Here is a 19,495-nt window from a genome sequence, read left to right as displayed (position 1 = left end):
GCGCCGCCTTGCCTATTCCCTTGCCCGTCGCCCGAAACCTGCGGGGCTGGCGCTTCCTCGCCCTCGCCCTGGCGCTCGCCCTGACGCTCGCCGCCCTCGTCGTGCCGGCGCTGCCGGTCACGCGGACCGGCGCCGAGATCCTGTTGGTGGTGGACATCACCGGCTCGATGAACGTCCGCGACTACGCGCAGGAGGGCAAGCCGGCGAGCCGCCTCGACATGGCGAAGGCGGCGCTGCGCCGGCTCGTGGCCGACCTCCCCTGCGGCTCGCGGGTGGCGCTTGCCTTGTTCACCGAGCGGCGGCCCTTCCTGCTGTTCGCCCCCATCGAGGTCTGCGCCGACTTCGCCCCGCTCGACGGGGCGCTTGCCGCCCTCGATTGGCGCATGGCCTGGGAGGGCGACAGCCGCATCGCCGCTGGCCTCCATCGCGCGATCGCGATGGCGGCGGGGCTCGGCACCGATCTCGTCTTCGTCACCGATGGCCAGGAAACCCCGCCCTTGTCGGGGGGCGAACCCCCGGCCTTCGACGGCCGGCCCGGCGCTGTGCGTGGGCTCGTCGTCGGCGCGGGCGGCTACGCCCTGTCGCCGATCCCGCGCTACGACGAACGCGGCCGGGAGAAGGGCTTCTACGGCGAGGCCGACGTGGCGCAGGAGAACCGCTTCGGCCCGCCGCCGAGCGATGCCGAGAGCCGCGAGGGCTACAACCCGCGCAACGCCCCCTTCGGCGCCGCCGCTGCGCAGGGCACCGAGCACCTGTCCTCCGTGCGCGAGCCCTATCTGAAGCGCCTCGCGGGGGCGACGGGCCTCGCCTACGCCCATCTCGACGGGCCGGGCGGGCTCGACGATCCCGTCCGCGCGGCGGTGACGCCCCGCGCCTTGAAGGGCTCCCTCGATCCGCGGCCGATCCTCGGCGCCCTGGCCTTCGCCCTGGTACTCGCCACCCTGTGCGCGGGCCTGCCGCTCTCCCTCACCCCCTCAGCGAGATTGCGATGATCCGTACCCTGGCCACCCTGGCCCTGTTCCTCACTGCGGGCACGGCCCTGGCCCACGGCCCGACGCCGCAGAAGGTCGTGCAGACCGTGACGATCAAGGCGAAGCCCGACGCCGTCTGGAAGGTCGTGGGCGATTTCGGCGGCATCGCCGCCTGGCACCCGGATGTGGCCAAGGCCGCGTGGACGGGCGGCAATACCGCGGGCGCCACCCGCGCATTGACGCTCAAGTCCGGCGGCACCCTGGTCGAGGGGCTCGACGAGTGGAAGGGGCCGGAGCACACCTATTCCTACCGGATGTCCGACCCGGACCTGACGGCGCTGCCGGTCTCCTCCTACTCCGCGACGCTGACCGTCACCCCGGACGGGGACGGCTCCAAGGTCGAGTGGATGGGCCGCTTCTACCGGGGCGATACGGGCAACGAGCCACCGGAGAACCTGAGCGACGAAGCCGGGCGCGAGGCGATGAACCGCTATCTCGGCGACGGCCTCAAAGGGCTGAAGGCCAAGGTGGAGGGCGGGCCGACGCAATGACGGGATGCGTGCGCCTGATGGGGCTCCTCGTCCTGCTGGCGGCGTGGCCGGCGGCGGGCGGGGGCCTGTTCGTCGTGAGCCAGCAGGGCGCGAAGGTCACGCGGATCGAGGCGGGTGGGGTGGCCGGCGCCATTGCGGTGCTGCCAGCGCCGGCCGTAGTCGCGGCGGATGCGGGTGGGCGTCTCTACCTCAGCCATCCCGATGGGAAGGCCGTATCGGTGGTAGCTCCGGGCGGGGCCGTGCGCAGCCTGTCCCTCAAGGCCCAGCCCTTCGGCCTCGCCGTCGAGCCGGATGGCGGGCGGATCTATGTCGGCGACTGGTCGGGCAACCGGGTGCTCGCCCTCTCGGCCGAGGGTGCGGTCGCGGGCGCGGCCGAGACCGGCCCCGACCCGGCGCATCTCGTCCTCGGGCCGCCCGGACGGCTCTACGTCGCCGAGCGAGAGGGCCACTCGGTCGGGGTGATCGACACGGGCGCGATGCGGCGCGTCGGCAGCTTCCCCGTGGGCGATGGGCCCTTCGCCCTGGCCTATGATCCGGCCCGCGGCCGCCTCTATGTGGCGAACGTCCGCAGCAACGACATGACGGTGATCGACACCCAGGCTGGCCGCGTGGTGGCGACGGTTCCGGCGGGCGCGAGCCCCTACGGCATCGCGGTCACTGCGGACGGGCGGCGCGTGGTCGTCAGCGACCAGCACGCGGCCAAGGTCTCGGTGATCGACGCGGACACCCTCGCGGTGACGGCGACGGTGACAGTCGGCCCCTATCCGGAGGGGGTGGCGATCCTTGGCGGCTTCGCCTACGTCGCCAACTGGTTCTCGGATAACGTATCCGTGATCGACCTCGCCACCTTACGGGAGGTGAACCGCATTCCCGTCGCAGAGGGGCCGCGCAGCCTCGCCGTGGCGCCCGACGCACCGGAGGCGTCACGATGAGGAGGCGTGTCGTTCTGCCCGCTCTGGCCCTGCTGATGCCGCTCGCCGCGTGCGATCGCGGCGAAGACGACGCGAAGACGGAGGACACGGTGGTGTCCCGCACCGCCGAAACGGAGTTGGCTCCCTGGCTTTCCCCCAAGGATGGGACCGATCCGGCACGCTGGCTCGCCGGCCGTGAAGCGGGGCATCCGCTCGCCAACGACGCGCCGCCCGTCCAGGCAATGCGCACGAGCCTCGCCCGCGCCGCCGAGGGCTTCATCGAGGACCGGCGGATGATCGCCAACCGCACGGTCCAGCTCGGCCAGATGCTGGCCGAGAGCGGCAAGGCCGAGGGCTACCGCGACCTCCTCGACGGGCTCGGGCGGATCGCCGCCGCGCGGGGCCGGCACAAGAGCCTCTACGGCGAGATGTGCCAGCATTACGTCAATATCCGCAACCGGGGCCTCGGCCACGAGGCGGCGCTCGCCGAACTCTCCGAGAACGAGGTGAGGCCGCTCACCCGGAGCGCTCCGTGAGCGCGGGCCTGGCCATCACGCAGCGCCGCGCAGCAGCCTCGGCCAGGGGCGGGATCCTGATCGTCGACGACCATCCGGTCGTGCTGCAGGGCTTCCGGCAGCTCGTGGAGGTGGAAGGCGTCGCCGAGGTCTTCGAGGCAGGCGACATCGTGTCGGGTTACCGGGTGTTCCACCGCCACCGGCCGGGCGTCGTGGTGACGGATCTCTCCTTCGGGGAGGACGGGCTGTCGGGCCTGTCGCTGATCCGACGGGTCCGGGCGCTGGAGCCCGCGACCCGCATCCTGGCCTTCAGCATGTATGACGATCCCGTCATCGCTGCCCGCGTCCTCGAGGCCGGGGCTTTGGGCTTCGTGATGAAGGACACCTCCGTGTCGGTGTTCCTCGAAGCCCTCGAGGCGGTGCGTGCAGGCCGTGGCTACCTGCCCCACGCGATCGCGACCAACATCGCGATCCTCGACCTCGTCGCCGACCGTTCGCCGCTGTCGCGCCTGAACGCGCGGGAGCTTCAGATTCTGGCGCTGCTCGGCAAGGGCAAGACCTATACCGAGATCGCGCGCATCCTGACGCTGAACTACCGCAGTGTCGTGAGTACCACATCGGCCATGCGGCTTAAGCTCGGTGTCGGGAGTCTTGCGGAACTGATCCACATCGCCCTGTCCCAGCCGGGGGATCGCTCCGGGCTCCCAGACGGCTCTAAGCCTTTGTTTTGACGCGGGCTCTTGCGCCGAACCGGTGCCCTCTTCGGCAGAGTGCGCACTCGCGACGGAACGGGGAAGCGGGAGCGCTCCCTGACTTGGCCTTCGGCGCCAATGGCGAGGCGCGGGGAGAAGCGGCGCCGGGACCCATCCCTTTACCGACGCAGGCGTCAACGCCAGGAAGCCACCAGGATGAGACGTGATCCAGGGTACCGGGTACGCAGGCCCGTTTTGGTACTGATCGCCTCGCTGGCGATCGCGAACGGATCCGCACGGTGTCAAACCGTCGAAGATGGATCCGAAGCGACGATCGGCGCGCCCGACACAAGAATCGTCCTGGACCTGATCCGGCAGGATCTCGACAGTCCGGACGCTAAAGTCACGGCGCTGCGCCGGAGCGGACGTACGCACATCTGCGGATCCGTGAACGTCAAGAACCGCGACGGCCTCTATACCGGCGAGCGGGGCTTCGTGATCGATCTGGACGCCCGGCGGTTCGGCCGGGTCCCGGATGGACCAGAGCTTCTCAACCCGCGCTCGGTCGGTTTCGAGGAGAAGGAGGCCATTCGGCGGAGCTACTTCCGCCTCTGTCTCGACGACTGAGGCCGAGACAGAGGCGACATCCCCGGCCTCGGCCGTCTTGGCGCTTGCAGGTCACCGGGCGAGGAACACACCGGGGATGATCCTGCCGCTCCGGCCGAACAACTCATCCGCCTTCTGGCAACTGCCGGGTACATCCTTCTGATACGCAGCCAGATAGGATTGAGCCTGCAGCAGCAGAGCATCGCGGTCCAATTCGTCAGGGTCCACGCCCATCGATCGAATGACGCTTTTGAAGCGATCCTGATCGGTGCGCAGCTTGTCGCAATTGATGTTCACGAAGCCCACCAACCCTGCCAGCTTGGCGGCATTCCGCTTCGGTGCCGGAACGTCCGGAGCCTCTTGGCCCTGGGCGGTCGCTGCGACCAGAACGATCACGGCTGCCGCCCAGAGGCTCGCTGCGTGCCGCGTCGTGACATTCCGTCGATGGTGCATCGGCTTACTTCTCCGCACAGGTCTCGTTGAAGAGCGCCCTGGTGTGCTCCACGCCATTGTCACCCGCGACGCTCGCCGGATCACGCAAGTCCGGGCCTTCGGGCAGCCGCCCGAGGAAACCTGTGCCCGGGTCGAACAGCCCTGTAAACGCGGGCCTGTAAACAAGGTAGCCGAGCGACATCGTCAAACATTGTCTCTCAGACGTGTTTAAGTCATCTAAGATCGCTCTGATCCTGGGCATACCGGAGAACGCCCCACCAGCGTTCAAGATGGCGCAGCCACGCTTGCGGCCGCGCTCGCCGGGGATACCTTGTTTCCCCCACACAGATACGCACACGCTGCCATAGCCGATACGCCAACGGATGAAGCCAACCATCCCCCAGCATTGGCTGGCGCGTCAGGTGCGGCTGAGCGCTGGCTCTTGCAGGAGCAGCGCCCGCGAGGGGTGGGATGCTGACGCAGTCCATCATGGGGATGTTACGGCGGCCCGAGTGGAAAGACCGCTTGGGATGGCTTTCCGCCGCTCGCTTTGATTTTGGCGATGGGTTTTGCCAGCCCGGCCCTGGCTAAAAAAGGACAAGCCGGGGGCAGACTGGATCCCGGCTGAGCAGGTGAAGCAGACATTGATAATGCCGGCTACTCCAGCATCACCGAACTTGAGGCCGATGATGGGCACTGGGAGGGCGAGGGATTGAAGAACGGCGTGAAGATGGAATTCCACGTGGATCCCAAGACGGGCGCCATCACCAAGGAAAAGCCCGATCAGGACTGATGGCCAAGGCCGCGTTATTCGCCTCTGCGCAGGCGCCGATCGCGCCGACGAGGGTCTCGGCCTGCCGCGTCTTGCCAGTCTCCGTGACGGCGCGACCGGCGACCTCGACCGTACCGTGCCGATCGCCGGCCGTCTTTTTGGTGATGTGGTGCATCGTCGGATCTCCTGCTGTCAGGGACCCGGATGTCGTGCGGCCTGTCTCCGGAGTGCGCTCAGGACGACACCAACCATGTGAGGGCGGAGCGTTGGCCCGCATCGCAGGTGAACAGGGCGCTGCAACCACAACCCGCCACTCACTTTCGTGATCCGGCCGCAGGTCAAGCCTCACCATCAACGGTGTGCGGCACCGCCCGGGGCGGCGACCTCCGCGGCAGCGCGCGCGTAATCCGCTTGAAAGCGCGGGTCCTTGAACAGCGTCTCCGCGATCACGGCCGCTGCGATTTTGCCGGCTTCGAGGTCGGACGGGAAATGCGTCCCGGCGATCATGCGGTTGGCCCCGTAGGAGGCCGCGAACGCATACAGCGCCCGGCGCTTGTCCGGCACGAGCTGCCCCAGCACCGCCGCCGCGAGATATCCGAACGTGGCGTGACCGCTCGGGTAGGACGCGCTGGCGGATCGATGCCCGAACGTAGCGAGGTCGGGCTTGAGCGTGTAGGGGCGCGGTCGATCGATCACGGCCTTGGCGGCCAGCACGGCAAGTTCGCCGTCTTGGAACACACGCGCGATCAAGGCGGCGGTGACCGGCATGGCCTCCACGGTGAAGCGCGGACCAAGGACCTCGGTGAACCGGTCGAGGGTGCAGGGCAGGTTCGCGGTGATGCGCTGCTGATCCTCGGGGGTGCGCGCATGGACGGCGGTTTCTACCGCTCGCATGTCCGCTCCGGCCGCCTCCGAACCAGGTGCCGGCGGCGGTGGCAGGACGCGTTGCAGCGCCATCGCGGACGGATCGATATAGGTGCTGTGCAGCGTGCCGGCGGCGGCCGGCAGGGCAGCGAACAATAGCATGGCCAGCGGTGCGGCCCGCCAGCGGCGGCCCATGCCTGATACGGGATGTTCCACGCTTCCTCCTTACGCTGCGGCCGGCCGTAGCGCCCGGAACCAGGCCCATGGGCCACCGCGCGGTTTCTCGGGCGCCGTCTCCGGCATCAGCGTCACGAGCACCCCGAGCGCAGCGACGGCCACGGCCGCGCAGGCGAGATAGGCCGCATCGAACCCCACCAACTGGACCAGGGTTCCGGCGATGACGAAAGACAGGGATGCGCCCGCGCCCTGCACGGTTCCGATCAGGCCATGGGCCGCGTTGTAGCGGCCGGTCCCCCGGGTGATGTCGGCAAGCACCAGAGGCTTGACCGCACTGAGCAGGCCGGCGCCGATGCCGTCGAGGCACTGGACCGCGATCAACCAGAAGGGGTCCCGCCAGACGAGGTAGAGCAGGGCCCGCACCGGCAGTGCGGCGAAGCCGATCACGAGGAGCGGCTTTCGACCCCAGCGCTCGGCCCGGCGGCCGACGATGAGCCCCATCGGCACCATCACCGCCTGCGCACCGATAATGCAGACGGACACGATGATGGACGACCAATCCGGTCGCGCCTTCCCGATCTCCTGCGCGACCAGGGTCAGCAGCGGTGCGTTGGCGAAGTGGAAGAGCGCCACGCAGGCGGCGAAGACCATGAGCGGGCGGCACGTCAGCAGCGTCCGCCACTTGGCGGGGGCCTGATCGCCGTCGCCGTCGCCGCCGCCGCGGGCCCGACGCGCATCGATGGCGCGGCGCGGGATGGCGTAGAGGGCCGCCGCCGAGACGATGGCGCAGACCGGGACCAGTAGGAAGACCGCACGGTCCGGGAACAGCCAACCGACGAGGCCGATCAGAGCCGCGATGGCGACGTTCCCGGTCCGCTCCAGCGCGGCATTGCGCCCGAACCGGCGGGCGAGGCTTTCGGCGGGAAACAGGCCAAGCGTCAACGTTGCGATCGCCGGGCTGAGCATGCCGCCAACGGCGGCCAGCACGCAGGAGGCGATGAGCACGGGCCAGAACTGCGGAAACAGTGCGATCAGGAGGGTCGCCAGCGACAGCGCGATCAGGGCGCCGAGCAGGATCACGCGCTTATCGCGAACCGCGTCGATGGCGGTGCCGATGGGCGTCTGTGCCGCGATGCCGACGATGCCCGACACCGTGCTGACGAGACCGACGGAGGCATCATCCCATCCGCGATGCACATAGAGGTAGACGTTGAGATAGGGCTTGATCGCCCCGTTCACGTCGATCAGCAGAACATTCAAAAGGTCGAGCGGTTTGGAAAACGACCTCTGCCTCGCAGCAGACGACCCCTCGTCTCTTTCTCCGATGTCCTGATCAGCGCGCTCGGTTCCCATAACGGGTAACCTAGGGCGCTGGTGGGCAGAGCCGAAGCCGGCCAAGCTACATTGGCCATGACGGTTTTGGGCAACGCCTCGCCGCTGGGCCGTATGACCGGTTTGGGGCGGTCGCAGGTGGTCCGCTTCTGCGGCTGCCCTCCCCAAAGCGGACCATCTGCTTACGGCCGAATTCGGTCGTCCAGAAAGCTACGTCAGTGAATTTAGAAAAATACCTATGAGATCGGCAATATTTTTGCTATAAATTGTCAATTATTTAAATGTTAGTAAATTATTGGTTATGAAATCGGTGTTTTTTAGCAAGAGCCTGCCAGCTTGTGGGTTCGCTGATCGATGCAACTAATAAAATTATACTGGAAGATTCTTCTCACCGTAGATGATACGAGGGGCAAGACCGGCACGGCTCGTCAAAGCGAGCGCCAGCGCAGCTGAATTGACAGAGATGATCCGCCAGTCTTCCACCTAATCATTGCAGCACATAACCGTTGGTGGACTCAAATCGATCGCATTTCACATCGTCCGACAAGCCAGATTGCGCCGTTCGAGATTATACCTTTCCAACAGTCCGATACGGCCACAGATCGCCCGATCCCGATTTGGGTTTTGGCAATCGGGGGCCTGCGCGCCCAACCAGCTCGCCACAGCCAATCAGTGGCCTTTCCTGATCCCGGACGGCGGCGATCCGGTCCAGCTCTTGTAGGCGCGCCAGAACACTGTCGCGTCTGCATAGCCGAGGGCGTGAGCGATCGCCGCGTGCGAATGGGTCCGCTCTTCAAGCATCGCCTGTGCGACTCGGTGCCGATGCTGCTGCACCAAAGTGCGTAGCGACGTCCCCTCGTCCGTCAGGGCGCGTTGCAGTGAGCGCGCGCTCCAGCCGATCTCCCCGGCGACCCGGGCCAGCGTCGGAACGCCGTGAGGCAGCAGCAGAGCGATCACGGCATCGACCCGCTCGGCGGTGGACCGGTGGGAGCCCTTCTCCTGGATCAAGTCCAGCACGTGGCGCTCCAGAAACGTTCGTAGGTCCGGCTGCGCGTTCAGCGGCGCGAGCGCGAGGTCGGCGGAGCGGAGAACGATGCTGTTCAGTGAGTTCCCGAAGACCACCGGAGCGCCGATGGTCTGCTGCGCAATCGCGGTGGTCTGAGGTGCCGGGTGACGGAGATGAAGCTCGATGGGCGACCAGTGCGAACCGATGAGACTGCGGATGACGTTGCAGGTTGCAGATAGGGTGAACTCGGCATCCTGGATCGCCGGCCCGACAGTCGGATCGGTGATCCTGTAGGTGAGATGTGTTTGCGCCCCCCGGCGGTGGATAGAGAACGCTGTCGCACTCTGCAGAGCCTCGATATGGCGGCAGAGATCGTCGAGGCCTTGTGAAAGCGTGGAGGCATTCGACATCAATGCCCCGATCGGACCGAGGTCGACCGGCCGGATCTCCGTGCCGAGCCGAAGGCCGAACCAGCGGTCGCCGAGTTCGGCGGCCGCGCGATCGAAGAAGCGCGCATAGCTTTTCAGCGATACGAGAGAATAGTCGTCGCTGATCAGGCCGCGATTGAGGCCTACCTCGTGAAGCAAAGCGTCCGCTTGGCCGGAGCGCGCGTCGAGGTTCCGAACGACGCGTGCAAGCACGGTTGCCCGGATGGTCCCGACCGTCATCGCCCTTCGCAGCGCCTCCGGCATCGACTGTCAAAAGCTGAGTATGATGTCCATCGCAGCGGTGAGCGCATTGCGGTCGCGCTGCCGATTGAACGCCCGGGCGCCATCGACATGATCATAGCGCAGTTCCGGACGAACCGCGAAGGCGACTGGCCCCTCAACCTTGGGCTTGTAGGTCACGCCGACGGTGACCTCGCTATAGGTGACCGGTCCGGGCGCATCAAGGACGAAGGCCGTATTCGGCAGCCCGACGAGGGCCCGGAGCGGATCGAGGCTATTCGGGAACCCAGCCACGAAGTAACCCTTCTCATCGCGCCAGACTTCACCGCGCAGGTTGAACGTAACGTCCGGATTGATCACCCAGGACATGTAGTTGGCGATGCCATAGGCCTGGGCGTTGATCGCGGTATCGCGCACGTAGTTGAGCTCACTGACGAAACTCAAGGTGTCGCTGGCTTTGTAGCTCAGCACGAGGTCGTTGTAGTAGCGCGTATCCCGGTCGGCCGTGACACTGAACCGGGTCGGCGTCTCCGAGCCGATATGGCTGATCGCCAGCACCGTCAGCTTGCCGTCGAGCAGGCCGTTCAGGCCGATGCCGACGACGCCGGCGCCCGACCGGTTGTTGTCGCCGAGCCTATAGCCCAGGCCCGTATTGGCGCCGGTATCGACCCCCGCCCAGAAATCGAGCGTCGCGTTGACGTGGAGGGTGCTGAGAAGACCTGTATGGAACCCTGGCACACCCCAGGCAAAGATGTAGGAGTGGGAGAAGAACGGGCTGAGCGCCGGATCGTAGGCCTCGTAGCCGACCGGGGACCCGTATTCGCCCGCCTTCACGTCCAGGCCCCCGTCGGTGAGCCAGGGCAGATGAGCCGACACGGTGGCGGTTCGGACCACCAGCTGGTTCCGGTCTCCGAGAAGGCGATCGAACTGCCCCGGATAGTGCAGGTAGCGGGCATCGCTGCCGTACAGGGCCTGGAAGCTGAAGCCGAAATCGTAGTCGGTCTGCGCGGGATCGATCACCCGCTCGACCGTCACTTGGAGCTGATTCAACAGCGGGATGTTGGCGCGGTCTGTCATCAACTGACCGAACTGCAGAGAATTTCCAGATTGCTGGGGATTCAGGACGAAGCCACCGACAACCTGCGTCCCGAAATGAATCGTGTCGTACCACGCCGCGCTGAACGGTGCCGGCAGGGTTGGCACCGGTGTCGTGGCGCTCGGTGTCGGGCCGGGCGGATTGCTCTTCTGCCCGCCGACCGGCAGATCCGGGGCGCTGCTGGGCGGATCGGCCTTGGCAATTTGCGGACAGGCGCCGATCAACAGTGCAAGGCCAAGCGCGGACAGTCGAGACCCGGTGCGACAATGAATATGACGGAAGAGCATGGGACTTTCCGGTTGGAAATACAGACGACAGCTTGGTCAGATGGACGAGCGCCGGCCCACGCCATGGCCGCAGGGCATCGCGTGTTGGTCGCCGGACGTGGGGCTTCCGGGCACTGGCTTGCCCGAGGGGCCGCAGAGCGTCTGGGTGGCCGGAGCGCTCGTGAGCGCGAGGGTCACCGTGATCCAGGGCAGAAGGAAGCAGCAGGCAGGTTGAAGAAAAGGACGCCTGATGTCCTTCCGCGTTTCGCGATGATCGGCCATGAGAATGTTCCGGCAAGATGAATTCCCCGGATACGGCGTGCGTCTCCGAAGCATGGCTTGGCTAAAGGTGCTCAGGCGGTCGTGCCGCAGCAGCCGGATTTAGCTTTTTCGACCTTGCCGTCGTGACGGCAGCTCGCGGCATTGCTTTTGCCCGGCAGATCCATGGCCGGGTTGCCGGAGAAGAAGTTATTCGGCTTCAGGATGAACCCGGCATATTCGACCGGCATGACCGGCATGTCCTCCGGTTTACAGACATGCGTGTGACCGAAGGTGTGCCAGAGGACGAGATCGGTGTTGTCGATGGAGCGGTTCTGCTGGATGTAGGCCGGCAATCCGCCGCCGCCCGCATGCTGGTTCGGGTAGTCTCCGCTGGCGTAACGCTCCCGCGGGTCGAACGGCGTCACCCAGACGTGCTTGGTGGCGAAACCACCGCGCTGACGCACGAAGCTGTCGGGCTGCGCCAGCATCAGCGGGCTCGGATTCACCACCAGCTTGTAGCCGGGATGTGCGCCGAGTGCGTTTTTCGTGTTGGGATTAAACACCTTCCAGTAGCGGCCGGTGGCCCCGTCGGCCTCCCGCGCGGCCTCGCTCTCGTTCATGAGCTGCCGCGTGCGAATGTCGAATACGTTGCCATAGGGATTGTCCGCACCGACGGGACGCGGGTGGAATTCGCTCTCGGAGATTGAATTACACTCGCCGTCCACCATCATGTGCAGGCGAACATTGAAGAAGTGCTGGTGGGTCGGTCCGCCCAGGCCCTCCGAGACCATCCCACCCCAGGGATAGGATTCGCCCGGCATGATCGCTGAGGTCTGGATGATGCCGGTCAGCTTGGTTTCGAGCTGGATCGTCCCGTCTTGGTAGAGATACCAGTAAAACCCGTAATCGTAATTCCCCACTGTCGCGAAGAAGCTGATCACCAGCCGCCGCGACCGCCGCATCTCGAACACCCCGGTTCGGATCTCGTAGTGTTTCCAGAGCGTGCCGTAATCCTCCTCGTGCATGCAGATTGCGTTCTTCATCAGGAACGGCGCGCCGAAATCGTCGAGGCTTGGGACGTCGAAGTAATGGATCAGGCCGAGACAGTCGCATCCAAGTTCGAGCGTATTGGCGAGGCGGCCGAGGCCGTACTCACCCGCATCGAAGGCACTCTTCCAGTAATGGTTTGTGCTTGGATCGGCGTAGGGGACGACCATCTCGGTGACGCTCGCCCGGTAGAGGATCGGCCGGCTGCCCGTGCCGTCGTCCCAGCCGAGGCGGTGGAGCACCAGCCCCTCGCGCGGGGTGAAGCCGATGCGGAACGTCCAGTTCTGCCAGCGCACGTGCCAGCCCTCGACGGTGAAGCTCGGCCCCTCGGGCTGTACGATGTCGAGCGGCTTCAGGGTCTGCCGGGCTGGGCCGAGGCTCGGTGTGTCGTAGTTCAGCTTGCGGCGGGGCACCGGGATGATGCGGCCGTCGTCGATCAGTTCGAGAACCACCTGGGCCGTCAGATCGACCACCGCAACGACGCCCTCGATCGGGTGCGCGTAGGCGTTGTCGGTGAGCGCCTCGCGCCAGTAACTCACGGCACGCACGAGGCGTCGGCCCTTTTCGCCATCCCGGTCGAAATACCCCGCCGAGAACGGATCGACCTGGACGCGTTCGATCTCCGCATCCGTCAAACCGCGCCGCCGGATCGCCGCGCGCCAAGCCGAATCAGCCTTCACGACGCGCTCGGCGGTCAGGAAGTCGTCGAACAGGATCGGCGCTTGACCGTAGGGCGTCTCACCGAACGGCATCGTCTGCCAAGTCAGGACACGTTCCCCGACGAGATCGACCGTCGCCTCGCAGACCTCGCCACGCGGTCCATCGATCACCACCAGGAAGGCCACGCGGGGGAAGGTCGCTGGCGGCGTACTGCCGGTCCAGACGGACTCGTCGAAATCCAGGACGACGGATTTGTCCGGCTCGCGCAGTTCGGCGATGGCGAACCGGGCCTGGGCGTCGAGGGCCTTTTCGCGAACCAGGATGTCCCGGGCGCGCGTCAGTTCGGCGAGGCTCAGCGGATCGAGCGGATGTAGGGGAAGCTCAGACATGGCGAACACGTTGCGAGGGTGAACCGGGGGGTGACGAAGGTCCGGGCGGGCCGGCGGTGCGTCGTCAGGAGGTCGCGCCGCCGAGGCCGACCGGGGCGGCCCGAAGGCGGCTGGCGACGATGCCGATGAGCAGAAGGGCCAGCATCGCGACCGGCAGGAGGTTGAGATACGGGCTGTCGGAGCCGCTGAGCGCCGGCAGGTTGGCGATCAGCAGGCAGAGCACACCGAACAGGCCCACCCCGCTCAGGAGCGGCGCGACCACGGTCGTCCAGATCGGCTTCGGCCCCGCGGCGCGGCGGAAGTACAGGAGCACGCTGAGGCTCACGAGCAGCTGGAGGCCGAGGATGCCGAGTGTCGCGAACGCCGACATCCACGAGAACACGACCGCGTAGGGATCGCATCCGCTCACCGCGAACAGGAGGATGCCGAGCAGGGCCGATCCGGTTTGCGTGAAGCTGGCGTTGCGCGGCGCGCGGTACGTCGGATCGATCTCGGCCAGGACTGGGGGCAGCCAGCCGTCCCGGCCGAGGGCGACGAAGTAACGGCTGAGCGCGTTATGGAAGGCCAGGATGCTGGCGAAGATGCTCGACAGCAGCAGCACGCTCATCGTGAGCGTCGCGGACGGTCCGAGATGAATCGCGGCCTGCTTGAACCAGAAGTTCGCCGGATCGTTGGTCGCCTCCGCAACGGCGGCTTCGGATCCGTAGGCGCAGACGATGCTCCAAGTGACGAACGTGAAGAAGACCGCGATCAGGATCACCGCTGTGTAGGTGGCCCGCGGGATGGTCCGCTCCGGGTCCCGACAATCCTGCGCGTAGATGGCCGTCGCCTCGAAGCCGAGGAAGCTCGCCATCGCGAACATGACGGCGATACCGAGATGGCCGCCGAACACCTCGGACGGCAGGAACGGCTTGAGGGTGAGCCCCTCCGGGCCGCCGCCATGGAGAACGACCGCACCGGCCAGGACGACGAGGATGCCCATTTCCAGGGTCATCAGGATGCCGAGCAGCCGACTGTTGAGGTCGAGGTTGCGCAATCCCAGGAACTGGACGACGGCGAGCGCCGCGAGCGCATACACGAACCACGGGACGGCATCGCTGATGACGCTGCCGCAGAAGAAGCCGAACAGCGCGTAAAGAGCGATCTGCACGGCCGTGTACGAGGCGAGCGCGACCAGCGCCGATCCGAAGCCCATCGACGCGCCGAAGCCCTTGCCGATATAGGCGTAGAATGCCCCGGCCTCGACCACGTGCCGGCTCATCGCGGTGAAGCCGGCGCTGAACAGAAGCAGGATGATGCCTGCCAGCAGGTAGGCGCCGGGCAGACCCGCGCCGTTTCCCATCGTGATGGCAGCCGGAACCGCGCCGAGCATCCCCGTCAGCGGCGCGGCCGCCGAAACAACCAGGAAGACAACGCGCCAGGAACCAAGCATCCGGTTCCGACTTTGGTCAGAAAGGTTCGTCATGTCGGTGCCCTCTTCAAGACCACCGCAGTTCATGTCGGAGCGCCGAAGCCATCAACGGCAGAATGCGCCACGATTCGATGATACGCGCCAGTTGCTGCCAGATTGCGCAGGTTGACGATATTTTTCCTTCGCCTTGCTCTTTACAAGGACACTGATTTTCCTTTCACACACGAGGTGGAAGCGTTTCCCGCACGGACCGGATCGCGCCGCACGACCTGATCTGTTCTTACAGGCGTGGACACCCCTGCGCGACGGATGCGATCGAGGGACCGCGGCGTGCCCTGAAATCAGCTTCGAATGAAAGCTGGCTCCGCGTCCGCACAGAGTTCGGGACAATCGACGTGGCGTCCGGCGAGATCGTGGCGATCCCCCGGGGTGTGAAGATCGCGGTCGAACTGCTCGACGGCCCGGCCCGGGGCTGTTGCTGCGAGAATTACGGCGGCGCCTTCACGCGGCCGGAACGTGGGCCGATCGGCGCTAACTGCCTCGCCAACCAAAGCAACTTCCTGACCCCTGTGGCGGCTTACGTCGACCCCGAGGACGAATCCCTGGTCAGCCGTGACGAGATCTTCGGCCCCGTCCTGAAGATCCACGCCATCGAAGAGGCTGAGGAGGCCGTGCGGCGGGCGAACGGCACGGATTTCGGTCTCGGCGCCAGTCTCTGGACGCGCGACCTCGACCACGGGATGAACCTGTCCCGCCGGATCAAGGCGGGAACCGTCTGGATCAACGCCCACGTGGTGATTGATCTGGCGATGCCGTTCGGGGCGTCAAGCAATCCGGGATCGGCCGCGACTTCGGCATCGTTTGGCTCGATGCCTATACGGAAACCAAGTCCGTCTGCATCAGTCACTGACGCACGGTGAGACGACGGGGCGTCCGACCGTCAAAGCCGGTTGCGGTAGGCCAGTGGCGTCATCCCGGTTCGCGCCTTAAAGGCGCGCCAGAATGCGGTGCCGTCGGAATAGCCCAGATTTCGCGCGACATCGGCGATCGCCAGATTGCCTTCGCTGAGAAGGGCGCGGGATGCCTCGAGGCGAACGCCGATGACCAATTCGCGGAGCGACGTGTTTCGCTCCGCGAGCCGGCGCTGCAGCGTGCGCGGCGTCATGCCGAGCTTGGCGGCGACATCCTCCAGCGTCGTGCGGTGCGTCGGCAGGGCGGCGCAGACGGCGTTCCGCACCCGCATGATCAGATCGTCGGCCTCCGTACGCGCCTTCGCGAGGTCGCGAATGTGCCGCTCCAGCATCGCGGTCAGGTTACCGTCCTCGATCCGGACGACGCGATCCGCCGCATCCGCCGCGAAGAACAACCGGTTGGCCGATTGGCCAAAAAGCGGGCGCATACCGAAATAGCGGGCGTAGAACGCAGCATCGCCTCGGGCCGGATGGGCGAAGTGCACCTCGACCGGCCGCCCGCCGGTCCCGAACGTCGCCTTGGCGATGGCCGCGGTGGCGAAGATCGCGCTCTCATCGTCCTGGCGATGCGGGCCGATCCCGGCATCCACGAGGCGGTAGCTCCAGGAAAGGCGCCCGGCCTCGTCTTCGCGCAGGTCGATGTGTGTTGCGTCCTGCCAGACTGCGAGCGTGCGCGCCAAACGGTTGAGGCCGGCGCGCAGCGTCCCGGACGCTGCGAACAGCATGCCGACGGGTCCCAGATCGGATGGGCGAGTGCCCATTCCGATCTTCGCACCGAGCATCGGATCAGCGGCGAACCGCGCGGCATACTCCAGGATACCGACATAGTCGGAAACCGGAATGCGTCGGTAGGGGTCGTCGAGATCGTGGACCTGCAGGCCATGCCGCGCCAGCAGTTGATCAGGGGACAATCCGGTTCGGGTGAATTCCCGAACCAATGCACAGAGCGAGGACACGCAGACGAAAGACGAGACGCGCGCCATCGCTTCGTGATGCCCCCACCGTCAAATCACTCCGTCCCGGATTTGTCGTGAAATATCGGTTCCTGGCATCTGGCGCAATCGCGCCGCGGCTTTCTCCTTCGTAAGATCGACCCGTCGCTGCAGATCACAGGGACCAAGCCGGCGCTCTACGGTTCGCGCGGCCGAACTCGCAACGAAGTCTGATCGCGACTGGCCGATTTCCGCACAGCGCGATGTCGACCGGCTCCGATCGATCGGAGCTGTCCAGCAGGCGATCTCCGCATCGCCTAGGGAGAACTCGGATGGCCTACGACATCCAGGCACACATTACCTCGCAGACCTATATTCCCGCGAGTGACTGGCCGAGCCTGACGGAAATGGCGGCTGGCTTCGGCGAACACAGCTATCCCCGGTCGGACGCGCTGGCCGGTCGGACCCTGCCCGTCCGTTTCTCCAACGGCTCGATCATCGAGCATCGCTTTCACGACGGCGAGCGGCTGACTTGGACCGTCCGCGAAGGGCAGGATGCCGGCCGGACCGGGAACGGGGCCTATCACGCCGTCGAGGCGCGTCCGGGACTTCTGTTCGTGGACTTCTTCAAGCAAGATGACGAAGCGGTCGTAACTTTGGTCATCCGGGAGGAAACGGGCGATCTCTTCGCGGCAATCTCCTCCTATCATGAAGTGAACGGGGCACGCCGGACCCGCACGCAATTCGTCAACGGCCTCATCGACGGCGCGCCCGGGGGCCGCCCGATCGCGCAATCCTCATCGCTCGTCGGCAAGCGGATCCTGTATCGGTACAGTTCGGACGACTGGTACGAGCACGTCTACTTTAACCGCGAATGCATGGCCTGGCACTGTGTAAACGGCGCCGAGAAGGGCATCGCCGACGTGGAACGATGCGCCTATTTCGATGTCGAGGATGATCTTCACATCCTGTTCTGGACAGAGACAGTGCTGCCCCTGGAATCGATCGTACTGATCGATCTGGCGAAGATGCGGTCGACCGGGCGCTTCTTCGGCTGGGATCCGAAGCCGCAAACGATGATTCATCTGACTTTCGGCTCGTTCGCGACGCAGTTGAATGAAACCACATTCCCGACACTTTGAGAGGGACGGTTTGACGGCGGAAGCGCCCCGCATCCTCGACGGTCGGGTCGCCCTTGCCGGACACGCACCGTGACTTCCGGTCGGCGCCGGATCAGACCATTCCGGACGGGTCGTGCGCCGGGAACCAGTTGCCGTGAAAGCCCGGCGGGATCCGGTGCCCGAGGTGGACCGCGGCGACGGGTGGCGCCTCGAACGCGCGCGCGTCGAGGACGGTGAAGTCCGTCGTGTCCCGCGCGGTGTCGATCACGAGCCCGACGAGCCAGCCTTCGTCCTCATCGGCCCCGGCCTGTGCCGGCACGAAGCCGAACTCCCCGGGGATGCGGTCGGGACCGAAGTCGTGCACGTGGCGCGCACCCGTCTCCATGTCGTGCTTGTAGAGCTGTGTCGCACCGGCAAGCTGCGTGTTGCCGTCGGCCGGGACGCTCACCGTGTAGAGGTAGCGGTGGCGTTGCCCGAGGCACCGCTCATCGATGCGGGGGAACTCCTGCGCCGCGGGATCGAGCACCCGTCGCGCGACACGCCCCGTCGTGGGATCGACCGTCCAGCGTTCGAGGCGGCCCGGCTTGTCGAGCCCGCCCCGATAGCGGTGAATACCGTCGCGTAGGCGATCACGTCGAGGATCACCCGCCCGTCCGCGTCCTCGTAGGCGTTGGCTATGTGGAACACGAAGCAGGGATCGACCTCGCACCAGAGGATGTCGGCGCCGTCGCCTTGCCGAGGCAGGAGGCCCACCCGGGCCCCGTGGCGGGGGTTCCATCGGAACGGGAAGCGGTACCCGGCTAGCAGGGCCCGGAACGAGAAGGTGACGGGCAGATCGAGCACGATCACGAAACGCGCCGTGAACGCGCAGTCATGGATGCAGGGGCCATGCGCGACCGGGATCGCCACGTCCCGCACGACCTGCCCGGTCGGCGCGACGACGACGTGGCGGACGCTGTCCCAGACGCGGCCGTCGTAGGCGATCGCGTGGGTCTCGCCGGTCCGCGGGTCGCGATGCGGGTGCCCGGTGAAGGACCCGGTCAGGGTGCCGTCGAACGGATTGTAGCGCTGCGCCTCAAGGTCCCAGGCAAGTTCGACGGGGAAGCTGCCGGCCTCCACGACGGCGAAGATCCGGCCGCCGATCGCGACGACGTTGGTGTTGACGGTGTCGTTGCCGCCCCGCCGCGGCCCGGGCGCCGCAGGCCGCTTGAGCGCTGCGGCGGCCGTGCGTGAACCGATCCAACGGTTGCGGTACCACAGCGCCTTGCCGGCCTCGATCGCGAGGCCGTGCACCATGCCGTCGCCGAGGAACCAGTCATGGCCCCGCGTCGCGGCGCGGACGGGGTTGGCCCCCATCTTGAGGTAGAGGCCGTCGAGGCCCGGCGGGATCGCCCCGGTGACCGGCAGGTTTTCCAGCGTCAGCTCCGCGCGCATCGGTTCGTGGACACCGACGACGAAGGGATTTGCCGTTCCGGGCAGGCGCAGCCGGTTGCAGGCCGCCCAGAAGCCGACGCCGGCCTCGGCAGCGGCGCGGAAGGCGGCCTGGATTCGGTTCGGCATCGGTTCTCCGATCAGGTCGCGGGCTGGGCCATCATCGTGGCGCAAACGCCCCGATCCCGGCTGCGGATGGCGGTTGCGGGAGCAACGATCTGCTGCTTCGACGGACCGTGTGCGCGAAGGCGTGCGGCGCTGCGCTCACGAAAGGACGGTCTGGCCCGACCTGGCATCGCGCATCGAACCTATGGCTCCACGGTGTCCCCGGCGAACTCGGGATCGATGATGCGCAGGAACCGGGGTCTCTCATCGCGATTGGCTTGCCGAACCGGCGACCACGCCGGCCGGGA

The 19,495-nt window shown here is 66.4% G+C and carries 20 protein-coding genes and 2 pseudogenes; 10 read left to right on the top strand and 12 right to left on the bottom strand.

All coding sequences use genetic code 11. The features are described 5' to 3' along the window. Positions 1-8: 8 nt before the first annotated feature. From BLQ49_RS07035 to BLQ49_RS07010, 6 genes are all read left to right on the top strand, one after another. Positions 9-992 carry a vWA domain-containing protein gene (locus tag BLQ49_RS07035; protein ID WP_244507482.1) on the top strand — a complete coding sequence of 328 codons (984 nt, stop codon included), beginning with the start codon at positions 9-11 and terminating at the stop codon, positions 990-992. Next, positions 989-1,522, top strand: coding sequence for an SRPBCC family protein (locus BLQ49_RS07030; protein ID WP_091714476.1), 534 nt, complete (start codon positions 989-991; stop codon positions 1,520-1,522). The genes BLQ49_RS07035 and BLQ49_RS07030 overlap by 4 nt, the downstream gene beginning before the upstream one ends. Positions 1,523-1,539: 17 nt before the next feature. Next, positions 1,540-2,454, top strand: coding sequence for a YncE family protein (locus BLQ49_RS07025; protein ID WP_244507481.1), 915 nt, complete (start codon positions 1,540-1,542; stop codon positions 2,452-2,454). Beyond that, positions 2,451-2,969 carry an MxaH protein gene (locus BLQ49_RS07020; protein ID WP_091714473.1) on the top strand — a complete coding sequence of 173 codons (519 nt, stop codon included), beginning with the start codon at positions 2,451-2,453 and terminating at the stop codon, positions 2,967-2,969. Before BLQ49_RS07025 ends, BLQ49_RS07020 begins: the two co-directional genes overlap by 4 nt. After that, positions 2,966-3,679, top strand: a complete 714-nt coding sequence (locus BLQ49_RS07015) for a response regulator transcription factor (RefSeq protein WP_091714471.1) — start codon at positions 2,966-2,968, stop codon at positions 3,677-3,679. Before BLQ49_RS07020 ends, BLQ49_RS07015 begins: the two co-directional genes overlap by 4 nt. 177 nt (positions 3,680-3,856) lie before the next feature. Further along, positions 3,857-4,267 carry a hypothetical protein gene (locus BLQ49_RS07010; protein WP_091714470.1) on the top strand — a complete coding sequence of 137 codons (411 nt, stop codon included), beginning with the start codon at positions 3,857-3,859 and terminating at the stop codon, positions 4,265-4,267. 51 nt (positions 4,268-4,318) lie between these two features. On the opposite strand, the gene BLQ49_RS07005 is transcribed toward BLQ49_RS07010, so the two are convergent. Continuing rightward, positions 4,319-4,642: a hypothetical protein gene (locus BLQ49_RS07005; RefSeq protein ID WP_244507480.1), complete on the bottom strand. Its 324-nt coding sequence runs from the start codon at positions 4,640-4,642 to the stop codon at positions 4,319-4,321. Positions 4,643-4,703: 61 nt separating this feature from the next. Continuing rightward, positions 4,704-4,886 carry a hypothetical protein gene (locus tag BLQ49_RS28870; RefSeq protein ID WP_143012221.1) on the bottom strand — a complete coding sequence of 61 codons (183 nt, stop codon included), beginning with the start codon at positions 4,884-4,886 and terminating at the stop codon, positions 4,704-4,706. 435 nt (positions 4,887-5,321) lie between these two features. On the opposite strand from BLQ49_RS28870, the gene BLQ49_RS30745 reads away from it, so the two are divergent. Then, complete coding sequence (locus tag BLQ49_RS30745) at positions 5,322-5,471, top strand: PepSY domain-containing protein (protein WP_342028160.1); 150 nt, start codon at positions 5,322-5,324, stop codon at positions 5,469-5,471. On the opposite strand, the gene BLQ49_RS06995 is transcribed toward BLQ49_RS30745, so the two are convergent. From BLQ49_RS06995 to BLQ49_RS06965, 7 genes are all read right to left on the bottom strand, one after another. After that, positions 5,443-5,625, bottom strand: coding sequence for a hypothetical protein (locus BLQ49_RS06995; RefSeq protein ID WP_091714467.1), 183 nt, complete (start codon positions 5,623-5,625; stop codon positions 5,443-5,445). The genes BLQ49_RS30745 and BLQ49_RS06995 overlap by 29 nt on opposite strands. A 176-nt stretch (positions 5,626-5,801) precedes the next feature. Further along, on the bottom strand, positions 5,802-6,530 hold the full coding sequence (locus BLQ49_RS06990) for a phosphatase PAP2 family protein (RefSeq protein WP_091714465.1): 729 nt from the start codon (positions 6,528-6,530) through the stop codon (positions 5,802-5,804). Between the two features lie 9 nt (positions 6,531-6,539). Next, positions 6,540-7,751, bottom strand: coding sequence for an MFS transporter (locus BLQ49_RS06985; RefSeq protein WP_244507479.1), 1,212 nt, complete (start codon positions 7,749-7,751; stop codon positions 6,540-6,542). A gap of 741 nt (positions 7,752-8,492) precedes the next feature. Further along, positions 8,493-9,521: an AraC family transcriptional regulator gene (locus BLQ49_RS06980; protein ID WP_091714462.1), complete on the bottom strand. Its 1,029-nt coding sequence runs from the start codon at positions 9,519-9,521 to the stop codon at positions 8,493-8,495. Positions 9,522-9,527: 6 nt separating this feature from the next. Then, positions 9,528-10,880, bottom strand: a complete 1,353-nt coding sequence (locus tag BLQ49_RS06975; RefSeq protein ID WP_091714460.1) for an outer membrane beta-barrel protein — start codon at positions 10,878-10,880, stop codon at positions 9,528-9,530. Positions 10,881-11,212: 332 nt separating this feature from the next. Then, the gene (locus tag BLQ49_RS06970; protein ID WP_091714459.1) at positions 11,213-13,216 is read right to left on the bottom strand and encodes a primary-amine oxidase; all 2,004 of its coding nucleotides are present in this window, start codon (positions 13,214-13,216) and stop codon (positions 11,213-11,215) included. Between the two features lie 64 nt (positions 13,217-13,280). Continuing rightward, positions 13,281-14,681 carry an APC family permease gene (locus tag BLQ49_RS06965; protein ID WP_167627652.1) on the bottom strand — a complete coding sequence of 467 codons (1,401 nt, stop codon included), beginning with the start codon at positions 14,679-14,681 and terminating at the stop codon, positions 13,281-13,283. Positions 14,682-14,989: 308 nt separating this feature from the next. Between BLQ49_RS06965 and BLQ49_RS30870 the strand changes: the two are divergent. Together BLQ49_RS30870 and BLQ49_RS30865 are read left to right on the top strand one after the other, a co-directional pair. Further along, positions 14,990-15,214 (top strand): annotated as a pseudogene (locus BLQ49_RS30870) (homogentisate 1,2-dioxygenase); the annotation flags it as partial. After that, on the top strand, positions 15,197-15,547 hold the full coding sequence (locus tag BLQ49_RS30865; protein WP_244507487.1) for an aldehyde dehydrogenase family protein: 351 nt from the start codon (positions 15,197-15,199) through the stop codon (positions 15,545-15,547). The pseudogene BLQ49_RS30870 and the gene BLQ49_RS30865, both read left to right, overlap by 18 nt. A 20-nt stretch (positions 15,548-15,567) precedes the next feature. On the opposite strand, the gene BLQ49_RS06955 is transcribed toward BLQ49_RS30865, so the two are convergent. Then, positions 15,568-16,581 carry an AraC family transcriptional regulator gene (locus BLQ49_RS06955; protein ID WP_091714455.1) on the bottom strand — a complete coding sequence of 338 codons (1,014 nt, stop codon included), beginning with the start codon at positions 16,579-16,581 and terminating at the stop codon, positions 15,568-15,570. Between the two features lie 281 nt (positions 16,582-16,862). Here BLQ49_RS06955 and BLQ49_RS06950 point away from each other — a divergent pair, with 281 nt between their 5' ends. Beyond that, positions 16,863-17,672: a molybdenum cofactor biosynthesis F family protein gene (locus tag BLQ49_RS06950; RefSeq protein WP_167627651.1), complete on the top strand. Its 810-nt coding sequence runs from the start codon at positions 16,863-16,865 to the stop codon at positions 17,670-17,672. Positions 17,673-17,763: 91 nt separating this feature from the next. Here BLQ49_RS06950 and BLQ49_RS30740 read toward each other — a convergent pair whose 3' ends face one another. Together BLQ49_RS30740 and BLQ49_RS30735 are read right to left on the bottom strand one after the other, a co-directional pair. Continuing rightward, entirely contained in the window at positions 17,764-18,429 is a 666-nt protein-coding gene (locus BLQ49_RS30740; RefSeq protein WP_342028159.1) for a carotenoid oxygenase family protein, read from the bottom strand. Further along, positions 18,315-19,085 (bottom strand): annotated as a pseudogene (locus BLQ49_RS30735) (carotenoid oxygenase family protein); the annotation flags it as partial. The pseudogene BLQ49_RS30735 and the gene BLQ49_RS30740, both read right to left, overlap by 115 nt. Positions 19,086-19,495: the final 410 nt, after the last annotated feature.

The organism is Methylobacterium phyllostachyos (assembly GCF_900103445.1).
GTDB lineage: Bacteria > Pseudomonadota > Alphaproteobacteria > Rhizobiales > Beijerinckiaceae > Methylobacterium > Methylobacterium phyllostachyos.
This window is presented reverse-complemented; position numbering and strand designations above follow the sequence as displayed.